Consider the following 19,977-nt stretch of genomic DNA (forward strand, 5'->3'; position numbering starts at 1 on the left):
ACCTCCTTATCTGGACTTTTTGCGGATGAGCGAAACGAGCAGCGTGATGATGAGAATAAATACGAACAGCACGCCCGCCGTGGCGATGAGTGCGCCGCGGTGCAGATCGGTCGCGTAGCCGAGTTCGATGACGATATTCGCCGTCATCGTGCGCACACCGTCGAGTATGCTCGAAGGGAACACCGCCTGATTGCCCGCGATCATGACGACCGCCATCGTTTCGCCGATGACGCGCCCCAGCCCCAGAATGATGGAGGTCATGATGCCCGATTTCGCCGCGGGCACTTCGGTGCGGAAGATCGCGCGTTCCTTGGTCGCGCCCAGCGCGAGCGCGCCCTCGTAATAACTTTTCGGCACGGCGCGGATGGCGTTTTCCGACACGCTGATGATGGTGGGTAAGATCATGATGCCTAAAACGAGGGACGCGGTCAGAATACTCGAGCCCGATCCGCCGAACGTGCGGCGGATGAGCGGGACGATGACTGCCACGCCGAAAAACCCGTACACGATGGAGGGAATGCCCGCCAGAATATTGGTGAGCGGTTTCAGCACCTTGTACGCGGGGCGGGGGCAGTAGCGGGCCATGAATACGGCGGTCAGAAAACCGATGGGTACGCCGATGGCGAGCGCGCCCGCCGTAATGTAGCAGGACCCGACGATCATGGTCGCGATGCCGTAACTCGGATTGCCGTCGGTAGGCGCCCAGTTCCCGTTGAACAGAAAATCGATGATGCCGATCTCGGCGATCGCGGGAAACGCCTGCGCGAAAATGAACACGCAGATCGTCGCCACCGCCGCCACGAATACGACGGCGGAGATAATAAAGACGATCCTCATGATCGTTTCTTTCCATTGGATCTTTACGGCGCGTTTTACGCCTTCCTGTAAGGTTTGTTCCATTTTTTCCTCTCAGAACGCGGCAAAAGCGGGTCTGTACAAAGCCCCGCCAGCCCGATTTATTTTTTGCTTTACGCCTCTACCGACACGCCCACGTCCGACCATTTCGTCGCGACGCCGATATAGATGTTGCAAAGTTGTTCTTTGGTAATATTCGTGATGGGATTCATATTGTTGACGATGACCGCGATGCCGTCGGTCGCCAGCACGACGGATTGCAGCGCCGCGGCCTCGCTCTCTTCCAATTCGCGCGACGCCATGCCCAGATCGTACGTTCCGTTCATCGCACCCGTCATGCCCGCCGTGGAATCGTTGAATTGCAGATCGATCGTCGATTTGGAAACGCCCGACGCCTTGCAGTAACTTTCGACGAGCGCCTGCATCAAAGGATACACCGAGGAGGAACCGTTGACGACCAGTTTTTCCGTAGGCGCCGTAGCGGGTTTCGTGTACGAAGCCGTATTTTCGGGCGCAATGAAATCTTCTCCGTTGATGACCTCCGCCGCTTCCGTACTCGCGATGTATTTCATGAAATCCGCCAGCGTGGGATTGTCGTTGTCCTCTTTGTACGCGAGATTGAAGGGCCTCGAAAGCGTGTAAGAGCCGTTTTTGATGTTGTTTACGGTAGCCGCAGTCCCTTCAAAGGGCACCGCTTTGACGCTGTCGTTGAGCGAACCGAGCGAAATATAAGCGATGGCGCTCGGGTTTTTCTGTACGTTTTGCAGCGCTACCGCGGTAGAATTGGCAACCTGCGCGGTCTTGACCGTCCTGTCCACTTTGTTGCCGTCCTTATCCTTCTGTTGTACGCCCGTCAGTTCGATAAACGCGCCGCGCGTTCCCGAACCGCTCTCGCGGGTGATCACCGTGATCGTGTCCGTCATTTTGTCCTCGCCGCAGCCGACTGCCGCAACGCCTAAAACGCCTACCATTGCGATACTCAGAATCGCAAGCAATATCTTTTTCATTTTTTTCGATCTCCTTGTTCTTTGTAATTCGAGTATAAACCCAAAATGTCTAATCTTTTCGCAAATGTTGTCATAATTTTGTAATAACCTTATTTTACGCAATCGGCATAAAAAAATCCCGACGGGAGATCCCGTCGGGAAAATTCAGTTTTGTTTGTACAATCGGCCCTTGATGAGTTTATACACCACGACCATCAGCACGATGGCGATGATGAGATAAAATAAGAGCGTCGTGAACGCGGGAAACACCGTGCACACGAAAGAGATCAACAGCCCCGCGACCACGTTGCCGGCAAACGCGGCAAGAATGCTCTGCCAGAATTTGAGCCCCGCAAACACCGCGATCGCGGTGCCCGTCCACACGCCCGTCAGCGGTAGCGGCACAGCCACGAACAGAAACACGCCCAGCATTTTATAAAAAGTTTTTTTGCGGGGAGAAGACTGCGCTTTGCCCTCGCTCTCCATTTTTTCCGCCTTTTCACGCACGGAGTGTTCGAAACGCTCGATGAGCCGCTTGAAAAGTTTCGTGCTTTTCAGCCAGCGCACCAAAGGCTCGAGCAAAAATGAAAGCAGGATCGCGACGATCAGCCCGCCCAATATGCCGCATCCGAGCGCCGCGCCGCCCGACAGGGCGTGTTCGCCCCAGAACGCCGTGCTCATGCCGAAGGGGATCGCGCCTTTGAGTTCGATGATCGGCACGATCGATATGAGAACGGTCGCGAGCGCCGCATTATCGCCGAATACGCGCGCGAACAGTTCTTTGATCCATTCGGTGACGCCCGCCGACAGGATATTTCCAAGATCCATAGATTCAGTCTCCGTTGCCGCGCTCTCGTTGCAGCGTTTCCACGATTTTGAGCAAGTCGTTTTCGGCGACGCCCAGCATCTGCGCCTGCTCTTCCGCCTTCGCGTGCGCAATGAATTTCAAAGGCGCGCCCACAAGGCGCAAACTGACGCGTTCCCCTCTCTGCGCGAAAAATTCCGCGACCGCGCCGCCGAACCCGCCCGCCGCGTACGATTCCTCGAAGGTGACGAGTTTTTTATCTTTCAGCCGTTCGAGCATATCTTCGTCCAGCGGCACGACGGTGCGCGCGTTTACGATCCCGAAGGGGATCTTTGCCTTTTCCCGCGCCGAAAGCGCCCTCGCGATCGAACGCGCGCCGCTCGCGAGCACGTAGACGTCTTCCCCCTCTTCAAGCACTTCCCACCTATTTTTCTCAAAATCCGCGCCGCTTATACCGACTTTGCCGATCTTTCCGTTGGGATAACGGAGGGCGACGGGACAATCGAGCGAAAGCGCGTAGGCGAACATGGCCTCCGCCTCGTCGTCGTCCTTGGGCGCGAATACTTTCAGATTGGGGATCGAACGGAGATACGCGGTATCGAACATTCCCTGATGCGTCTTTCCGTCCGCGCCCGACAACCCCGCCCTGTCCACCAGAAAGACGACGGGCAGATTCTGGATACACACGTCGTGAACGATCTGGTCGTACGCGCGCTGTAAAAACGTGGAATATATGCACACGACGGGCTTTAAACCGCCCTTCGCCATGCCCGCCGCCATCGTGACGGCGTAACTTTCGCAGATGCCCGCGTCGAAACAGCGCGCGGGATATTTTTCGGAAAATTCGTTGAGCCCTACCCCGTCGCGCATCGCCGCGCAGACGGCGGTCACCCGTTCGTCTTTTTCCGCCGCGCGGCACAGCATCGCGCTCACGCGCTCGGAAAAGGTATTTTCGCTCACTTTGAGGTCCGCGCCGATGCCGTGATAGAGCGACGGCTGCTGTTCCGCGAGTTCCATGCCGTGCCCCTTTTGCGTGACCACGTGCACGAACGCGGGCTTGTCGAGGTGTTTTATATCCTCGAACACGCGCACGAGTTCGGAAAGATTGTGCCCGTCGAGCGGGCCGATATATTTGAATCCGCAGCGCTCGAAAAACGCGTTTTTATTGAGCAGCCGCTTGATATTTCTCTTGACTTTGCGAAGAGATCTTCCCAGAGCGTTGGTTTCGCGGAAGGTCTTTTCCAGAAACGAATTGAAACGGCGATAGCGCCGTTTCGCCGTCATTTTGCTGACCGCGCTGTACAGCGCGGAGGTGTTTTTGCCGATAGACATGCCGTTATCGTTCAAAATCACGATAAAATTTTTGGGCTTGGATTCCGACGAAAAGAGCGCTTCCAGCGCCAGACCGTTGGAAAGAGAAGCGTCGCCGATAAGGCAGATGACTTTTTCGCTCCCGCCTAAAAGATCTCTCGCATGGCAAAACCCGATGCCCGTCGCCACGCTCGCGCCGCTATGACCCGCGATAAAAGCGTCGTAATCGCTCTCTTCGGGGTCGGGAAAGCCCGAGAGTCCGCCCTTTTGGCGGATGGTCGAAAACCGTTCGGCGCGCCCCGTGACGAGTTTGTGCGCGTAACACTGGTGCCCCACGTCGAAGAGCAGTTTGTCTTTGGGAAAATCGAAGACGAAGTGCAGGGCAAGCGTCAGTTCTACCACGCCGAGATTGGAAGAGAGATGCCCGCCGTTTTTGCGTACGGCGGCGACGATCTCCTCGCGGCAGTCGTCGGCGAGCGCTTCCAGTTGTTTTAAATTGTACGAATGTATCTCTCGGGAAGACACCGCTTGCATAACCCACCTCGACGCTCTCTATTCTATGAGAGCGCGGCACGAAAATATGCCGCCTGCAAATCTATTGAACTTTAACATTGTACCCAAATTCGCGGCGTTTGTCAAGCCTATCCCCTTTTCGCGGCGCGCGCGCTTGTGTTTTTCACATACTTTTGTTATAATGTTAACAAAACCTTGGAGATTTTTATGCCGTACAGCGTCTATTTGAAAAAGAACGAGGAAAAACGCCTGCTGAGAGGGCACAGTTGGGTGTATGCCAACGAAGTCGCGCGCATCGAGGGCAAGGACAAGAACGGCGCCCTCGCCGCCGTCTATGCAAGCGACGGGCGCTATATCGGAAAGGGCTATCTCAACCACCTTTCCAAAATTTTGGTGCGTATCTTTATCCGCGACGGGCGGGAGGACGACGAGACGCTGTACCGCGAACGCATCGCGGAGGCGGACGCCGCGCGGAGGCGGTTGATTTCCGACGACTGCTACCGCATGGTATTTGCCGAGGCGGACGATCTGCCCGCGCTCATCATCGACCGCTACGGCGACGTTTTGGTGCTACAATGCCTTTCTTTGGGCATTTCGCTCAAAAGAGAGATGATCGTGCGCGTTTTGAACGATTTGTTCCGCCCGCGCGGCATTTACGAGCGGGGCGACGTGGCGGTGCGCGCCAAAGAGGGTCTGCCCTTGGAAAGCGGCGTGCTTTCCGGCGAAGTGCCGGACAAAGTTCAGATCCGCGAAAACGGGCTGATCATGTCCGTAGACGTGAAAAACGGGCAGAAAACGGGATATTTTCTCGACCAGAAAGAAAATCGGTCCGCCGCGCGGCGCTACTGCAAGGACGCGCGCGTGCTCGATTGTTTCTGCAACAGCGGCGGATTTTCCTTAAACGCCGCGACGGTCGCGAAAGAGGTCACGGCGCTGGATATTTCCGAATTTGCGCTCGCAAACATGCGGGAAAACGCCGCGCTGAATCAGTTTACCAATATCCGCACGCAGTGCGCCGACGTGTTCGAGGCGCTGCGCGCTTATAAGGCGGAGGGAAAAAAGTTCGACTGCATCGTGCTCGACCCGCCCGCATTCTGCAAGAGCGCGGCCGAGGTCAGGGACGCCTGCCGAGGCTATAAGGATATCAACCTGCTCGCCATGAAACTCGTAGAGCGGGGCGGATACCTCATTACGTGCTCGTGTTCGCACTATATGACGCTGCCCCTCTTCGAAAATATGCTTGCGGACGCTGCCGCGGCGAGCGGGCGCAGGGTAAAAATGCTGGAAGTCAAGATACAGGCGCCAGACCACCCCTCTCTTTTATGCGCGGAGGAGACCATGTATCTCAAATATTTCGTATTGCAGATCCTGTAATCAAAAAAAGACTGTGCGGCGCACAGTCTTTTTTATTTGGAAAACGCGTAAAATCCCGCGCGTTCGTAGTGGTCGAGCAATAAATTCGCGCGGCAGGTCGTCGCGCGAAGCGCCACGGCGGTATCCGCGCCCGCTAAAACGACGTTGACGAGGGCAAAGAGCAAAAGGCAAATATTTTTCAACGCCACCGAAAGCGCCGCAGGCACGATCCCCAGCAAAAGCCAGGGAAAAAGCGCGCCGACGAGGTATTTCCCGCGCTGCATGGGTGCGGAACACGCGCAGTAGGGCGTGCACGTACGGCGATCGAATCCCAACCGCACGCAGCGCAACGAACGGTTGACCGCCGCCCAGCCCAGCGCGTGCAGAAGTTCGTGCACGGGCACGCTACAAACGATCCCCGCCGCGAGCATGACCCAGCCCAGCCAGACCGATGCAACCGAGCGCGCAAGTATGGCGTACAGCGCGACAAAGAGCGCCGAAACGGGCAGTACCGTTGCGAGCATCGCCGCCCCGCCCGCGCCCGAAAAGGTGCGATCGCGCGCCGTATACCCCTGCGCTTGCAGAGATTCACAGGTATTTTCGAAACGCTCTTGGGGGCTCATTCTTCGAAAATGGGCGTGGAAAGATACCGATCGCCCGAATCGGGCAGCAGCACGACGATCGTTTTGCCGGCATTTTCCTGCCGCGCCGCCAGATCGCACGCCGCTTTCAGCGCCGCGCCCGACGATATGCCGACCAACAGCCCCTCGCGCTTTGCAATGAGTTTTGCGAAAGCGAACGCATCCTCGTCGGCGATCTGCGCGATCTCGTCATAAATTTTCGTATTGAGCGCTTTGGGAACGAATCCCGCGCCGATCCCCTGCAATTTATGCGGGCCCGCCGCGCCGCCGCCGAGCACCGCGGAATTGACAGGCTCCACCGCCACCACGCGCAGGGTCGGTTTCTGCGATTTCAGATATTCGCCCACGCCCGTAACGGTGCCGCCCGTACCCACGCCCGCCACGAAAATATCCACCGTGCCCTCGCTGTCGTTCCAGATCTCGGGGCCCGTTGTTTCACGGTGAACGGCGGGATTTGCGGGATTTTCAAACTGCGAAGGAATAAAACTGTCGCGATACTGTGCGGCAAGTTCCGAAGCCTTTTCGATCGCGCCGCGCATGCCCTTGGCGCCCTCGGTCAGCACGATCTCCGCGCCGTACGCTTTTAAAAGTTTGCGCCGCTCCACGCTCATCGTTTCGGGCATAGTGAGAATGAGCCGATATCCCCGGACCGCGCAGATCGCCGCGAGTCCGATGCCCGTATTTCCGCTCGTCGGCTCGATAACGACCGTCCCCGCTTTCACCGCGCCGCGTTTTTCCGCCTCCGCGAGCATGGAATACGCCGCGCGGTCTTTCACGCTGCCGGACGGATTGAAATATTCGATTTTTGCAAGCAAACGCGCCTTTAAGCGCAATTCCTTTTGTATGTTTTCAAGCGCCACCAGGGGCGTTTTTCCGATCAGTTGGGTGATATTCCGATAAATCATGCGATGACCTCCTCTTTCTATTATATCATATTACCCGCGCGTTGACAATCATGCGCGCGAAATTGCGCCGAACGCGGCATCGAGATCTGCCAGAATGTCGTCGATATGTTCGATCCCCACCGATAGGCGCACGGTCGCGTCGGTGATTCCCGCAGCGCGGCGCTCTTTTTCGTTCATCTGCGAATGCGTGGTCGACGCGGGGTGAATGACCAGTGATTTGCTGTCCGCCACGTTCGCAAGCAGGGAAAACAATTTGAGCGAGTCGATGAACTTGCGCGCCTTTTTGCCGCCGCCCGCCATCTCGAACGTAAAAATACTCGCCCCGCCCTGCGGGAAATATTTGCGGTAAAGCGCGTTGTCCCGCCGCTCGGGGTTGGCGGGATGGTCGACGAACGCGACTTCTCGCCGCGAACGGAGAAAGTCCACCACTTTCAGCGCGTTTCCGACGTGGCGCTCCACGCGCAGGGAGAGAGATTCCAGCCCCTGCAAAAAGAGAAAAGCGTGAAAGGGACTGAGCGTCGCGCCCGTATCCCGCAAAAGCGCCGCCCGCATTTTTACGATATACGCGAGACCGCCCGCGGCGTCTGTAAATACCGCCCCGTGATAGGAGGGATTGGGGCGGGAAAGCGCGGGGAAATTACCGTTGTTCCAATCGAACTTGCCGCCGTCCACCACGACGCCGCCGAGCGCCGCGCCGTGACCGCCGATGAATTTGGTCGCGGAATGCACCACGATATCCGCGCCGTGCTCTAAGGGGCGGAACAGATACGGCGTGGCAAAGGTATTGTCCGCGATGAGCGGCACGCCGTGCCTATGGGCGATTTCCGAGATCTTTTCCACGTCCGCAACGCTGCTGTGCGGATTGCCCAGCGTTTCGATAAATATCGCTTTGGTATTGTCTTTCATCGCCCGTTCGTACGCTTCGGGCGTGTTTTCGCAAAAATCCGTCTGTATACCGAACTCCGCGAGCGTATGCGCAAACAAGTTATAGGTGCCGCCGTACACATCGGCGGAGCAGACCAGACGATCGCCCGCGCGCAGAATGTTCTGCACCGCGTAGGTGACCGCCGCCGCGCCGCTCGCGAGCGAAAGCGCGGCCTTGCCCCCTTCCAGCGCCGCGATCCGCCTTTCGAACGCGTCGTTGGTGGGATTGGTCAGCCGCCCGTAAATGTTGCCGCTCTCTTTGAGCGCAAAGCGCGCCTCAGCGCTGTCGCAGTCGCCGAACACGAAAGACGTGCTCGCATAAATGGGCACGGCGCGCGCGCCGGTTGCGGGATCGGGCTGTTCCTGCCCCGCGTGCACCTGCAATGTTTCAAAACGATAACTCATGTTTACTCCTGTTTTCCTATCATAAATATAGGAATAAAATATAAAATTTTTACGGCAAAAATTCGCCCGTGACGAGGGCGGAAAGGGAAACGGAATCGCAAAATCCGGCGATATGCCGATCGAGAGCGCGCCAGAACGGTAGCGTTTTACAGCCCGCCGCGCGCGGACAGGGATTGACGGGCGCGGACAAGCACGCGACCGTAGCGAGAGAGCCTTCGCCCGCGCGCAGGATATCGCCCGCGGTGATGGCATCGGCGCTTTTCGAAAGCACGTAACCGCCCGTTTTGCCGCGGCGGCTGACGAGCAGCCCTGCGCGGGAAAGCGCGCCGACGATGGCCTCGGCATATTTGACGGAGATCTCTTGCCGCGCGGCAAGTTCGTTTACGCTCGTGATTTGCGGCTCGTGCTCGGCTATATCTATCATAATTCGCAGCGCGTAGCGCCCTTTTGTGGAAATCTTCATGACCGCTCCTTTGTTTTGCATGATTATACCACACATTGATTTGCCGCGCAAGCATTTTGCAGTATATTCTATAAATTTTATAGGAATTAAAGACAGGAAAACAGGCGCGCGGCCATAGCCGGGCGCCTGATCTCCTTTATCATAAAATTCCGGAAAGACTTTTCCGTACAGACCGGAACTTTATTGGAAAATTGAGGGCTGTATGTTTGCACACACAGCCCTGTATTACGAATTTCATTGGCGCAGGTTATTCCAAAAGTTATCCTTTTTTCCGATCCTGACTTACTCTCTTTAATCTTTTTTGGCTCACGCCGATTAAAACAGGATCTATAGGATATTTTCTTTTTTTTACCCTTTGCCGCGCACGGTTCCCGGATCTTCTAAATCTGACACTCCTTTCCGACTTTTACCCCTGCGCTTCCGGCCTCGCGACTTGCTACGCTTTAACGCTTCCGTAATTTTCTTCCCTGACTGTCGGGAACTTCCGTGCTATGAAATTCGTTTGCAAAAGAGTATTTCTCCCTTTTGTGTTTTTATTATACCACACATTCAAAATTTGTCAATAGGTTATTTGAAAATTTTTATAATTTTTTGTGAATTACAAAAGTTTGGTATCGTAGTTTTCGATATAACTGTTTAAAATCGGAAAATCCGTAGGCGTAATGATATTGAGCACTTTTTCGCCGAACGCGCCGTTTTCGGTGATTATTACTGCGTTCACGTGCTTTTTGGCTTCAAACGCCTGAAACACTTCGAAGATATTGGCGTCCTTTCCCATAAACCGATAGTTTCCCAATTCGGTTTCGTCCAGAATATCGCCGCAGCGGGTATCGTTGAGATACGCGGCGATGTCCGCCCCGTTTTGCGATAACTCGAACAGTTTTCCCATTAAGGTATAAGGATTGAGGATCCCCGCCAGTTTTCCGTCGCGGTAGACGGGCAGGCTCTTTCTCCGTCCCTCCGAAAATTTTGCGAACGCCTCGGCGAGAGAACTGTCTGCGAACACGTGCACGATGCGCTTGACTTTGAAAGCGTCCATCACGCGCGGCGGCGTACAGATTTGTTTTTCGATGGCGGCGATGGATTCCACCACCTCGTCGCACGGATTGGCGATAAACTGATCGCCGCGCATGGTGCGGTGCACGATGGCGTTGCGGAGTTTCCCGTAATCGGTCAGTTCCGCGGCGTATCGGCGCACCGTCAGGTTCTGATCCGAACACCGTTTGACAAGATCCGTGAAATTCTGCGTGGGCTTGGCGCGGTACATCAGTTTCAACTGCGCCTCGATACGGTTGTAACTGTTGATAAACTTGAGTGCATTGGCGTATTCCATGCCTGTATTATATCATTTCGCCGACCCCGCGTCAAGAGCAATCGAAAAAGAACCGCGGCTTGCGCCGCGGCCCTTTCGTGGGGGACGAAATTATTCGATTTCGATGCGTTTTTTCTCTTCGAGTTTTTTCGGCTGCTCCTGGGGGATCGTTACGGTAAGGATCCCGTCGCTGTACGAGGCTTTGATCGTCTTTTCGTCGATGTCGCCCACATAAAAACTGCGCGAACAGGTACCGTAGCAGCGTTCCCTTCTCAGATAACGCCCTTTTTCATCCTTTTCTTCTTTCTCTTCCTTTCTCTCCGCACGGACAGTCAGATAACCGTCGTCCATGCTTACGTCGATATCTTCTTTGCGGAATCCGGGAAGATCCACGTCAAGAATATAATTGCCGTCCTTTTCGCGGATATCCGTTTTCAGTTCGCTGGTTTCGAAAGGATTGAAGAATAATTTGTCCCAATCCTCAAACAGATTGTTGCCGAAACGATTGCGGTTCGTAATTGCGTATTTCATAAAACATTCTCCTTTCCCTTTCTCGGGGATAATAGTTATGATTTAGCAATTTATTTATAAGAGTGTTAGCACTCTCATTTCTTAATTGCTAATTCATATTATACTCGATTTTAAAAATTTGTCAACGGTTTTATATAAAATATTTAAAATTTTTTTAAGAACTTAAAAAAAGAGCGCGCCGCTTGATTTTCGCGGCGCGTTATGGTACACTTGAACAATGGAAGAAAATAAATTACAGACTTTGCAGACCGCTCCCGACGCGAAAACGCGGGAGCGGTACGGAAAATTTGCAGGATATCTGAGCATCGGGTTCAACGTGCTGCTCGCGGCGGGAAAGATCGCGGCGGGTGCCGTGTCCGGCGTGCTGTCCGTACTTGCGGACGGGCTGAACAACCTGACCGACTGCGGCAGCAACGCGGTATCCGTCATCGGCTTCAAAATGGCGGGAAAGCCCGCGGATAAAGAGCATCCTTTCGGGCATCAGCGCGCGGAATACGTCGCTTCGATGGTGATTTCGCTGATCATTTTAGTCGTCGCCGTGGAATTGGCGATCTCTTCGGTGGAAAAGATACTCTCCCCCGAAACTGGCGAGTTTTCCGTTCTGACGCTCGTCATTCTGATCGTGTCCGTGCTCGTCAAACTGGGAATGTTCGTGTTCAATCGGCGGTTGGGGCGAAAAATCTCCTCCGAAACCCTGAAAGCAACGGCAACCGACAGCATTTCCGATGCAATCGCCACGACCGCTGTGCTCGTTTCCCTTTTGATCTCACACTACACGAAAATCGATCTCGACGGTTATATGGGCGTTCTGGTCGCGCTGTTCATTGCGTTTGCGGGCGTTTCCATACTAAAAGATACGATCAGCCGCCTTTTGGGAAAAGCGCCAGACGCGGACGTCGTCAAGAAGATCGAGGAACGCATCCTGGCGTTCGATGGCGTGCACGGGCTGCACGACCTGACCGTTCACAATTACGGCGAATGCAAAATGTATGCGACCGTACACGTAGAAGTGGATTCTCATATGCCTATCATGGCGGCGCACGATCTGGCGGACAACATCGAGCATGAATTTACAGAACACACCGATATTTTGCTGACCGTACATATCGATCCCCTCGTATTCGACGATCCGAAGATCAATCTTTATCGCGGAGAGATAGAGCGCATCGTGCGGGACATAGACGGACGGTTCCGCGTGCATGACTTCCGCATGGTGGGCGGCGAAACGCACGCAAATCTCGTTTTTGACCTTGCCGTTCCTTTCGACAACAAACTCAGCGAAGAAACGATCATGCAGACCGTCAAAGACCGCATATCCCTTTTAGGGGAAAACCTCGGCGTCGTGATGACGCTGGAACGACAGAATATAAACGAATAAAAAGGCGGAATGAAAATTTATTTTTTATTATTATTGTTTGTTCGAACTCCAATAATACACAGTACGATACCAACACTTGGCATAAGAATCGTTAATACCATCGGAATATAGGAATCGGAAATTATGCAAATAACGGCCGCTACGATGCCGACCAGAATGAAAGCAATTCCTAATAGCATATATTTGAGAAATTTTTCCATGATAAATCTCCTTATTTAGATTGTATCACCTAACATGAATATGTCAATACTTTTTATTGAAATTGCAACAACAAAAAAGACACTCCGTATAGAGTGTCTTTTTCAATTAGATGCGGCAACTACCTATCCTTCCGGGGTAATGAAACCCAAGTACTTTCGGCGTAGGAGAGCTTAACTTCTGTGTTCGGTATGAGAACAGGTGGATCCTCTCCGCTATCGTCACCGCAATGGCTATATAAACCGCTTATCGCGGTATACATACACGGCTCTGTCCGCTCCGTTTATCCCCCGTTGCGGACATTCTTTTTCTCAATCTGCCTGTTTTCCCAAGCAAACTGACAACTACACAGCAATATTCTTTCCATAGCACTTTCGGCAAGGCTCGTAAAAATTGTTCTTTCTTTGTATATTTAAGGATTGTATTACGCCTTTTCTCATTTTATTGAGATCAAGCCCTCGACCTATTAGTATCGGTCAGCTGCATGCATTGCTGCACTTCCACCTCCGACCTATCAACCTTGTTGTCTTCAAGGGGTCTTACTACCTTACGATATGGGATATCTTATCTTGAGGTGAGTTTCACGCTTAGATGCTTTCAGCGTTTATCTCATCCGCACTTCGCTACCCTGCTATGCCGCTGGCGCGACAACAGGTGCACAATAGGTGCGTTCATCCCGGTCCTCTCGTACTAAGGACAAAGCCTCTCAAATATCCTGCGCCCACGATGGATAGGGACCGAACTGTCTCACGACGTTCTGAACCCAGCTCGCGTGCCACTTTAATCGGCGAACAGCCGAACCCTTGGGACCTGCTTCAGCCCCAGGATGTGACGAGCCGACATCGAGGTGCCAAACCTCCCCGTCGATGTGAACTCTTGGGGGAGATAAGCCTGTTATCCCCGAGGTAACTTTTATCCGTTAAGCGACGGCAATTCCATTCTCTACCGCCTGATCACTAAGCCCTGCTTTCGCATCTGTTCGACATGTCTGTCTCACAGTTAAGCTCCCTTCTGCCTTTACACTCTTCGCATGATTTCCAACCATGCTGAGGGAACCTTTGGGCGCCTCCGTTACTCTTTAGGAGGCGACCGCCCCAGTCAAACTGCCCACCTGACAATGTCCCCACACCGGTTTCACGGTTGCAGGTTAGAATCCCAACAATTAAAGGGTGGTATCCCAACGTCGGCTCCGCATTCCCTGACGAGAATGTTTCTTAGCCTCCCACCTATCCTGTACATCAATGGTCGTGATTCAATATCAAGTTACAGTAAAGCTCTACGGGGTCTTTCCGTCCAGTCGCGGGTTAATACGCATCTTCACGTATACTACAATTTCGCCGGGCCCACTGTTGAGACAGTGCCCAAGTCGTTACGCCATTCGTGCGGGTCGGAACTTACCCGACAAGGAATTTCGCTACCTTAGGACCGTTATAGTTACGGCCGCCGTTCACCGGGGCTTAAGTTCGGTGCTTCGGATTGCTCCTAACACTTCCCCTTGACCTTCCGGCACTGGGCAGGCGTCAGCTCCTATACGTCAGCTTACGCTTTCGCAGAAACCTGTGTTTTTGATAAACAGTCGCTTGGGCCTCTTCACTGCGGCCACGTTGCCGTGGCTCCCCTTCTCCCGAAGTTACGGGGTCATTTTGCCGAGTTCCTTAACAATGGTTCTCCCGTTCGTCTTAGAATTTTCTTCTCGTCTACCTGTGTCGGTTTGCGGTACGGGCACCTTCAGACGTATTTAGCAGCTTTTCTCGCCAGCGTGGATTCATTCGCTTCGCTTCTCTAATCCGCTCCCCGTCAGCGCTACGTTTTGCGACAGCCGTACTTCACTAACTGCCAACGCTTCGCCTTGGACGCACTTTTCCATCCGTGCGCTCGAACTATCCTTCTGTGTCACTGCTTCATTTAGATGTCTGTCGGTGGTACGGGAATCTCAACCCGTTGTCCATCATCTACGCCTTTCGGCCTCGACTTAGGTCCCGACTTACCCTGGGCGGACGAACCTTCCCCAGGAAACCTCAGACTTTCGACGGCGGAGTTTCTCGCTCCGCTCTCGCTACTTATGCCGGCATTCTCTCTTCCATACCGTCCACTGCCGCTTCCGCTACAGCTTCTGCCAGTATGCATTGCTCCTCTACCGATAGAATTACTTCTATCCCCAAGCTTCGGTGTCAGGTTTGAGCCCCGGTAATCTTCGGCGCATCATCACTCGACCAGTGAGCTATTACGCACTCTTTTAATGTGTGGCTGCTTCTAAGCCAACATCCTGGTTGTTTCTGCAATGACACATCCTTTACCACTTAACCTGTACTTTGGGACCTTAGCTGTGGATCTGGGCTGTTTCCCTTTTGACAATGGCACTTATCTGTCACTGTCTGACTCCCATGAATCAATTTTCCGTCATTCGGAGTTTAATAAGCTTCGGTAAGCTGTGAAGCCCCCTAGGCCATTTAGTGCTCTACCTTCGGTAATCTTTCATGAGGCTAGCCCTAAAGCTATTTCGAGGAGAACCAGCTATATCCTGATTCGTTTGGAATTTCTCCGCTATCCACAAATCATCCCCGACTATTTCAACAGGCGTGGGTTCGGTCCTCCACAGCGTTTTACCGCTGCTTCAACCTGTTCATGGATAGGTCATCAGGTTTCGGGTCTACGTCATGCTACTTACCGCCCTTTTCAGACTCGCTTTCGCTTCGGCTCCGCGACTTTATCGCTTAACCTCGCAACACAACGTAACTCGCCGGCCCGTTCTACAAAAAGTACGACATCACACGCGTGTGGTGCTCTGTCTGCTTGTAAGCATACGGTTTCAGGTTCTCTTTCACTCCCCTCCCGGGGTGCTTTTCACCTTTCCCTCACGGTACTATTCGCTATCGGTCACATGGTCGTATTTAGCCTTAGGAGATGGTCCTCCTGTCTTCCGTCAAGATTTCTCGTGTCCCGACGTACTCCGGATACCCCCGGCCTTTGAACAATTTCGCCTACGGGCCTGTTACCCTGTTTCGATGTGCTTTCCAACACTATTCGGCTATCGTTCTCCGTGCTTTTCGGGGTCCATACCCCGCACATATTGCTATATGCGGTTTGGGCTTCTCCGATTTCGCTCGCCACTACTTTCGGAATCGTTTTTACTTTCTTTTCCTCCGGGTACTAAGATGTTTCAGTTCCCCGGGTTCCCCTCATACACCTATGGATTCAGTGTATGATAACGCGGCATTACCCGCGCTGAGTTTCCTCATTCGGACATCTGCGGATCTCGGCTCATTTGCAGCTCCCCGCAGCTTTTCGCAGCTTGTCACGTCCTTCTTCGGCGCCATGTACCAAGGCATCCTCCGTATGCTCTTTGTAGCTTGATCTTTTTCGTCTACTTTCCTTTAGCTATACAAAAAATTCTAATTTTTACTCGGCTATTTGATTCTCGCTTTCTTAGGCTCCTTCCGGTGCTTAATTTCGCATACTTTCGTATTAACCAATTAGCTCTTTTTTTTATTTTTCTTTGCCTTCTGTACTATTTCTTTTTTATTGCTATGCAGTTGTCAATCTACTTGTCCGCAACCTTCCTTCTCGACAGAGTCGGAAAACGCGTTTTTTTACGGGTTACGTCGGCAAAGCCCACAATAACCCCTCGCAACTTGCGTTGCTTGGTGGGCTCAAGTGGACTCGAACCACCGACCTCACGCTTATCAGGCGTGTGCTCTAACCAGCTGAGCTATGAGCCCATAATGGTGGAGGTAAGCGGGTTCGAACCGCTGACCCCCTGCTTGCAGGGCAGGTGCTCTACCAGCTGAGCTATACCCCCGTACTTTCTCCGCATTTGCGAAAAATAATTTTGCGAATTACAAAAATAATGCTCCGAAATCGGAGCAAATTTTGTATTAAAAACGAATAGAAAGGAAATGAAAGTTTCTGTATCGACTGAAAATGGATTAGCTATCAGCTTTTAATGCTAATCTATTCTCCCTAAAAGGAGGTGATCCAGCCGCACCTTCCGATACGGCTACCTTGTTACGACTTCACCCCAGTCATTGGTATTACCTTAGGCAGTTCTCCCCTTGCGGTTAAGTCACTGACTTTGGGTACTCCCAACTCCCATGGCGTGACGGGCGGTGTGTACAAGACCCGGGAACGCATTCACCCCGACATGCTGATTCGGGATTACTAGCAACTCCGACTTCACGTGGGCGGGTTGCAGCCCACGATCCGAACTGAGACTATCTTTATGAGATTCGCTCAACATTACTGTATAGCAGCTCTTTGTAATAGCCATTGTAGCACGTGTGTAGCCCAGGACGTAAGGGCCGTGATGATTTGACGTCATCCCCACCTTCCTCCGTGTTAACCACGGCAGTCTATACAGAGTTCCTAACTGAATATTGGCAACTGTATATGAGGGTTGCGCTCGTTGCGGGACTTAACCCAACATCTCACGACACGAGCTGACGACAACCATGCAACACCTGTCTTCGTGTCCCGAAGGAGGGCCTAATCTCTTAGGCTTTCACTCGATGTCAAGTCCTGGTAAGGTTTTTCGCGTTGCGTCGAATTAAACCACATGCTCCGCTGCTTGTGCGGGTCCCCGTCAATTTCTTTGAGTTTCAACCTTGCGGCCGTACTCCCCAGGCGGTATGCTTAATGTGTTAACGTCGGCACAGAGGGAGTCGATACCCCCTACACCTAGCATACATCGTTTACGGCGTGGACTACCAGGGTATCTAATCCTGTTTGCTCCCCACGCTTTCGTGCTTCAGTGTCAGTTACAGTCCAGTAAGTCGCCTTCGCCACCGATGTTCCTCCTAATATCTACGCATTCCACCGCTACACTAGGAATTCCACTTACCCCTCCTGCACTCGAGCCTGACAGTTTTGGTAGTAGCGCCGAGGTTGAGCCTCGGAATTACGCTACCAACTTGCCAAGCCACCTACGCACCCTTTACGCCCAGTCATTCCGGATAACGCTTGCCTCCTACGTATTACCGCGGCTGCTGGCACGTAGTTAGCCGAGGCTTGCTATTGGGATACCGTCACTTTCTTCGTCTCCCATCACAGAGCTTTACAATCCGAAGACCTTCATCACTCACGCGGCGTTGCTGGGTCAGAGTTGCCTCCATTGCCCAATATTCCCCACTGCTGCCTCCCGTAGGAGTCTGGACCGTTTCTCAGTTCCAATGTGGCCGATCACCCTCTCAGGTCGGCTACCCATCGCAGACTTGGTGGGCCGTTACCTCACCAACTATCTAATGGGACGCGAGCTCATCCATACCCGATAAATCTTTTACCACTGAGAGATGCCTCTCTGTGGTCTTATGCGGTATTAGCACACATTTCTATGTGTTATTCCCCTGGTATGGGCAGATTGCTCACGCGTTACTCACCCGTCCGCCACTAAGTAAAAAAGCAAGCTTTCTTACTCCGTTCGACTTGCATGTGTTAAGCACGCCGCCAGCGTTCATCCTGAGCCAGAATCAAACTCTTAAGTTTAATTGTTTAAAGCTGTTCTTTCGAACAACGGCTCTAACGTTATTATTTGCTGACTGTTCTTTTTGGTACTTTTGTGTACTCAAAAGTTAATTGACAGAAACTTTTTAAAAATAGTAATTTTTAATTCATTTCCTTCTATTCAATTTTTAAGCATCGCTTGTCCGAACTTCGTTCGGAGCTCTCTCAACGAGTGAGCTTGACTATCATACCATATTGCAAATCTTTTGTCAACTGATTTTCGCGACTTTTTTCAAAGTTTTTGAAAAACTTTTGTCGAAGTTTTGCGCTTCGTTATGATTTTGTCCGCCTCGTTTGACAGCTTGACTATCATATCACATCTACAAATTTTTGTCAACTGTTTTTTTGAATTTTTTCAAAAAACTTTTGCAAGCATTTTCGTATGTTTTATGGTGTCTGCCGCTCTCGTTTGACAGCTTGCCTATAATATCATATCCCGCCACGGAAGTCAACGTTTTTTTCGCACTTTTTTGCGATTTTTCCGCTTTTTTTTCATTCTTTTTCGACAACGCTATATATAGTATTGTCGGCGATTTTCGTACCACTATACGACGCAAACTTGCCATTTCCTCGATTGTATGATATAATGAACTTAATAAAAAAAGAGAGGTTTAAAAATGTTCAAAACGCTGCGCATCGTCAGCACAGTGCTCTGCGCGCTGCTTCTGGCATTCATCATCCCGTCCGTCGTCTGGTTCAAGCCGGTGTACGTGATTATCGAAGCCGTGCTCGCCCTATTGTTTTTCGTGCTGATGATGCTTTTTAAAAGTTTGCAGGAAATGCGAGAGCCCAAGCCGCAGTCGCCCGAGGAACCCGAACCCGAAGAGGAAAAAAAGGACTGACCCCTCCTCTTTTCTTCCGCGCGCACGCGCGCGACATATATTATATATAAAGAAAATCCCCGCCGCAAGAAAAGCGGCGGGGACCTTTTTATCTTTTTTCCTGACGCTCGACCAGGTCGATGATCTCGCTGATGCGGTCCAGGTCGTCTGTGTTGTAATAGTCGATATAGATGCGGCCCTTTCTGTCGTTGCCGATCAGGCTCACTTTGGTTTTGAAGGTGTGTTTCATCCGCTCGATCATGTCTTTGAGTTCGAGAGAAACCTGCATCTTCTTCTTTTCGCGCTTTTCGTCCAACTCTTCGGCGGAGGAAAAATATTCTCTCACACTGCGTTCGATGTCGCGGACGGACAGGCCGTCCTTGATGGCGTCGATCGCGAGTTTATACTGCGCGTCTTCGGGCAGCGTGATGAGCGCGCGGGCGTGCCCAGCGCTGAGTTTACCCGAGGCGACGAGTTCGATGACCTCGCGGGAAAGGGATAACAGACGGAGCGTGTTCGTGACCGCGGGGCGGGATTTGCCGATACGTTCCGCGAGTTCCTCCTGCGTGAGTTTATATTCGTCCATCAGCTGTTTCATGGCATTCGCCGCTTCGATGGGATTCAGATCCTCCCTCTGCAGGTTTTCGATCAGGGAAATTTCCTTGATCTCGCGGTCGGTGTAGGAGCGGATGACGACGGGAATCTGCTTTTTGCCCGCGATCTTCGCGGCGCGGTAACGGCGTTCGCCGGCGATGATCATGTACTGCCCGCCGATCATGTTATTGACGACGATGGGCATGATCAGCCCGTGTTTTTTGATGGAATCCGCCAGTTCGTTGAGAGCGTCTTCATCGAAATGCTTTCGCGGCTGGTTGGGATTGGGTTTTACGAGATCGATGTCCACCTCGATGAGCCCCTTGATGTCTTCGGGAAATTCCTGCGCGTTCTCCCTGGTAAAGGATTTCGCTGCGTTCTCATACGCCTCTTCCGTATCCGAAAAGAGTGCCGAAAGCCCCCTTCCTAATCCTCTGTTCGTTTTCATAATTACCTCATGCGATTTTTCTGCCTGAACGGACGAAA

General features: G+C 52.6%; 15 protein-coding genes, 2 tRNA genes and 3 rRNA genes. 3 read left to right on the top strand and 17 right to left on the bottom strand.

What is annotated here, in order from left to right:
- Nucleotides 1–6 precede the first annotated feature (6 nt).
- The 4 genes from pstC to dxs all read right to left on the bottom strand — a co-directional run bounded on the left by pstC (nucleotide 7) and on the right by dxs (nucleotide 4,491).
- Nucleotides 7–900 carry a phosphate ABC transporter permease subunit PstC gene (gene pstC / locus ESZ91_RS04515; RefSeq protein WP_201270848.1) on the bottom strand — a complete coding sequence of 298 codons (894 nt, stop codon included), beginning with the start codon at nucleotides 898–900 and terminating at the stop codon, nucleotides 7–9.
- 68 nt (nucleotides 901–968) lie between these two features.
- Nucleotides 969–1,862: a substrate-binding domain-containing protein gene (locus ESZ91_RS04520; protein ID WP_129224547.1), complete on the bottom strand. Its 894-nt coding sequence runs from the start codon at nucleotides 1,860–1,862 to the stop codon at nucleotides 969–971.
- 144 nt (nucleotides 1,863–2,006) lie between these two features.
- Nucleotides 2,007–2,669, bottom strand: a complete 663-nt coding sequence (locus ESZ91_RS04525) for a COG2426 family protein (RefSeq protein ID WP_129224549.1) — start codon at nucleotides 2,667–2,669, stop codon at nucleotides 2,007–2,009.
- A gap of 4 nt (nucleotides 2,670–2,673) precedes the next feature.
- Nucleotides 2,674–4,491, bottom strand: a complete 1,818-nt coding sequence (dxs, locus tag ESZ91_RS04530; protein ID WP_129224551.1) for a 1-deoxy-D-xylulose-5-phosphate synthase — start codon at nucleotides 4,489–4,491, stop codon at nucleotides 2,674–2,676.
- 186 nt (nucleotides 4,492–4,677) lie between these two features.
- Between dxs and ESZ91_RS04535 the strand changes: the two genes are divergently transcribed.
- The gene (locus ESZ91_RS04535; RefSeq protein WP_129224553.1) at nucleotides 4,678–5,844 is read left to right on the top strand and encodes a class I SAM-dependent rRNA methyltransferase; all 1,167 of its coding nucleotides are present in this window, start codon (nucleotides 4,678–4,680) and stop codon (nucleotides 5,842–5,844) included.
- Nucleotides 5,845–5,876: 32 nt separating this feature from the next.
- Here the strand turns inward: ESZ91_RS04535 and ESZ91_RS04540 are convergent, their stop codons facing one another.
- The 6 genes from ESZ91_RS04540 to ESZ91_RS04565 all read right to left on the bottom strand — a co-directional run bounded on the left by ESZ91_RS04540 (nucleotide 5,877) and on the right by ESZ91_RS04565 (nucleotide 11,004).
- On the bottom strand, nucleotides 5,877–6,446 hold the full coding sequence (locus ESZ91_RS04540; RefSeq protein ID WP_129224555.1) for a DUF3267 domain-containing protein: 570 nt from the start codon (nucleotides 6,444–6,446) through the stop codon (nucleotides 5,877–5,879).
- Nucleotides 6,443–7,369: a cysteine synthase A gene (cysK, locus tag ESZ91_RS04545; RefSeq protein ID WP_129224557.1), complete on the bottom strand. Its 927-nt coding sequence runs from the start codon at nucleotides 7,367–7,369 to the stop codon at nucleotides 6,443–6,445. Before cysK ends, ESZ91_RS04540 begins: the two co-directional genes overlap by 4 nt.
- A 48-nt stretch (nucleotides 7,370–7,417) precedes the next feature.
- Nucleotides 7,418–8,698 carry an O-acetylhomoserine aminocarboxypropyltransferase/cysteine synthase family protein gene (locus ESZ91_RS04550; RefSeq protein ID WP_129224560.1) on the bottom strand — a complete coding sequence of 427 codons (1,281 nt, stop codon included), beginning with the start codon at nucleotides 8,696–8,698 and terminating at the stop codon, nucleotides 7,418–7,420.
- 49 nt (nucleotides 8,699–8,747) lie between these two features.
- The gene (locus tag ESZ91_RS04555; RefSeq protein WP_129224562.1) at nucleotides 8,748–9,161 is read right to left on the bottom strand and encodes an RrF2 family transcriptional regulator; all 414 of its coding nucleotides are present in this window, start codon (nucleotides 9,159–9,161) and stop codon (nucleotides 8,748–8,750) included.
- Nucleotides 9,162–9,759: 598 nt separating this feature from the next.
- The gene (locus ESZ91_RS04560; RefSeq protein WP_129224564.1) at nucleotides 9,760–10,494 is read right to left on the bottom strand and encodes a CBS domain-containing protein; all 735 of its coding nucleotides are present in this window, start codon (nucleotides 10,492–10,494) and stop codon (nucleotides 9,760–9,762) included.
- A 90-nt stretch (nucleotides 10,495–10,584) separates the two neighbouring features.
- Nucleotides 10,585–11,004 carry an Hsp20/alpha crystallin family protein gene (locus ESZ91_RS04565; protein WP_129224566.1) on the bottom strand — a complete coding sequence of 140 codons (420 nt, stop codon included), beginning with the start codon at nucleotides 11,002–11,004 and terminating at the stop codon, nucleotides 10,585–10,587.
- A gap of 217 nt (nucleotides 11,005–11,221) precedes the next feature.
- Here ESZ91_RS04565 and ESZ91_RS04570 point away from each other — a divergent pair, with 217 nt between their 5' ends.
- A complete protein-coding gene (locus ESZ91_RS04570) occupies nucleotides 11,222–12,382 on the top strand; it encodes a cation diffusion facilitator family transporter (RefSeq protein WP_129224568.1) in 1,161 nt (386 codons plus the stop codon).
- A 17-nt stretch (nucleotides 12,383–12,399) separates the two neighbouring features.
- Here ESZ91_RS04570 and ESZ91_RS04575 read toward each other — a convergent pair whose 3' ends face one another.
- The 6 genes from ESZ91_RS04575 to ESZ91_RS04600 form a co-directional block, all read right to left on the bottom strand.
- Nucleotides 12,400–12,582 (bottom strand): hypothetical protein, encoded by a 183-nt coding sequence (locus ESZ91_RS04575; protein WP_129224570.1) that lies wholly within the window; start codon nucleotides 12,580–12,582, stop codon nucleotides 12,400–12,402.
- Between the two features lie 110 nt (nucleotides 12,583–12,692).
- Nucleotides 12,693–12,809, bottom strand: a 5S ribosomal RNA gene (gene rrf / locus ESZ91_RS04580).
- Between the two features lie 217 nt (nucleotides 12,810–13,026).
- Nucleotides 13,027–15,936: ribosomal RNA gene (locus ESZ91_RS04585) — 23S ribosomal RNA — on the bottom strand.
- Between the two features lie 286 nt (nucleotides 15,937–16,222).
- A tRNA-Ile gene (locus ESZ91_RS04590) sits at nucleotides 16,223–16,299 on the bottom strand.
- 4 nt (nucleotides 16,300–16,303) lie between these two features.
- A tRNA-Ala gene (locus tag ESZ91_RS04595) sits at nucleotides 16,304–16,379 on the bottom strand.
- A gap of 164 nt (nucleotides 16,380–16,543) precedes the next feature.
- A 16S ribosomal RNA gene (locus tag ESZ91_RS04600) occupies nucleotides 16,544–18,058 on the bottom strand.
- The 16S, 23S and 5S rRNA genes sit together here with 2 tRNA genes alongside, the layout of an rRNA operon.
- A gap of 635 nt (nucleotides 18,059–18,693) precedes the next feature.
- On the opposite strand from ESZ91_RS04600, the gene ESZ91_RS04605 reads away from it, so the two are divergent.
- Nucleotides 18,694–18,918, top strand: coding sequence for a hypothetical protein (locus ESZ91_RS04605; RefSeq protein WP_129224572.1), 225 nt, complete (start codon nucleotides 18,694–18,696; stop codon nucleotides 18,916–18,918).
- A gap of 88 nt (nucleotides 18,919–19,006) precedes the next feature.
- On the opposite strand, the gene ESZ91_RS04610 is transcribed toward ESZ91_RS04605, so the two are convergent.
- Nucleotides 19,007–19,939 (bottom strand): ParB/RepB/Spo0J family partition protein, encoded by a 933-nt coding sequence (locus ESZ91_RS04610; RefSeq protein WP_129224574.1) that lies wholly within the window; start codon nucleotides 19,937–19,939, stop codon nucleotides 19,007–19,009.
- Nucleotides 19,940–19,977: the final 38 nt, after the last annotated feature.

This window comes from Candidatus Borkfalkia ceftriaxoniphila (assembly GCF_004134775.1).
Classification (GTDB): Bacteria; Bacillota; Clostridia; order Christensenellales; family Borkfalkiaceae; genus Borkfalkia; species Borkfalkia ceftriaxoniphila.

Excerpts from the sequence above, each read along its gene's own strand:
- pstC (WP_201270848.1), bottom strand. The coding sequence starts at position 900 with ATGGAACAAACCTTACAGGAAGGCGTAAAACGCGCCGTAAAGATCCAA.
- ESZ91_RS04520 (WP_129224547.1), bottom strand. The coding sequence starts at position 1,862 with ATGAAAAAGATATTGCTTGCGATTCTGAGTATCGCAATGGTAGGCGTT.
- ESZ91_RS04525 (WP_129224549.1), bottom strand. The coding sequence starts at position 2,669 with ATGGATCTTGGAAATATCCTGTCGGCGGGCGTCACCGAATGGATCAAA.
- dxs (WP_129224551.1), bottom strand. The coding sequence starts at position 4,491 with ATGCAAGCGGTGTCTTCCCGAGAGATACATTCGTACAATTTAAAACAA.
- ESZ91_RS04535 (WP_129224553.1), top strand. The coding sequence starts at position 4,678 with ATGCCGTACAGCGTCTATTTGAAAAAGAACGAGGAAAAACGCCTGCTG.
- ESZ91_RS04540 (WP_129224555.1), bottom strand. The coding sequence starts at position 6,446 with ATGAGCCCCCAAGAGCGTTTCGAAAATACCTGTGAATCTCTGCAAGCG.
- cysK (WP_129224557.1), bottom strand. The coding sequence starts at position 7,369 with ATGATTTATCGGAATATCACCCAACTGATCGGAAAAACGCCCCTGGTG.
- ESZ91_RS04550 (WP_129224560.1), bottom strand. The coding sequence starts at position 8,698 with ATGAGTTATCGTTTTGAAACATTGCAGGTGCACGCGGGGCAGGAACAG.
- ESZ91_RS04555 (WP_129224562.1), bottom strand. The coding sequence starts at position 9,161 with ATGAAGATTTCCACAAAAGGGCGCTACGCGCTGCGAATTATGATAGAT.
- ESZ91_RS04560 (WP_129224564.1), bottom strand. The coding sequence starts at position 10,494 with ATGGAATACGCCAATGCACTCAAGTTTATCAACAGTTACAACCGTATC.
- ESZ91_RS04565 (WP_129224566.1), bottom strand. The coding sequence starts at position 11,004 with ATGAAATACGCAATTACGAACCGCAATCGTTTCGGCAACAATCTGTTT.
- ESZ91_RS04570 (WP_129224568.1), top strand. The coding sequence starts at position 11,222 with ATGGAAGAAAATAAATTACAGACTTTGCAGACCGCTCCCGACGCGAAA.
- ESZ91_RS04575 (WP_129224570.1), bottom strand. The coding sequence starts at position 12,582 with ATGGAAAAATTTCTCAAATATATGCTATTAGGAATTGCTTTCATTCTG.
- ESZ91_RS04605 (WP_129224572.1), top strand. The coding sequence starts at position 18,694 with ATGTTCAAAACGCTGCGCATCGTCAGCACAGTGCTCTGCGCGCTGCTT.
- ESZ91_RS04610 (WP_129224574.1), bottom strand. The coding sequence starts at position 19,939 with ATGAAAACGAACAGAGGATTAGGAAGGGGGCTTTCGGCACTCTTTTCG.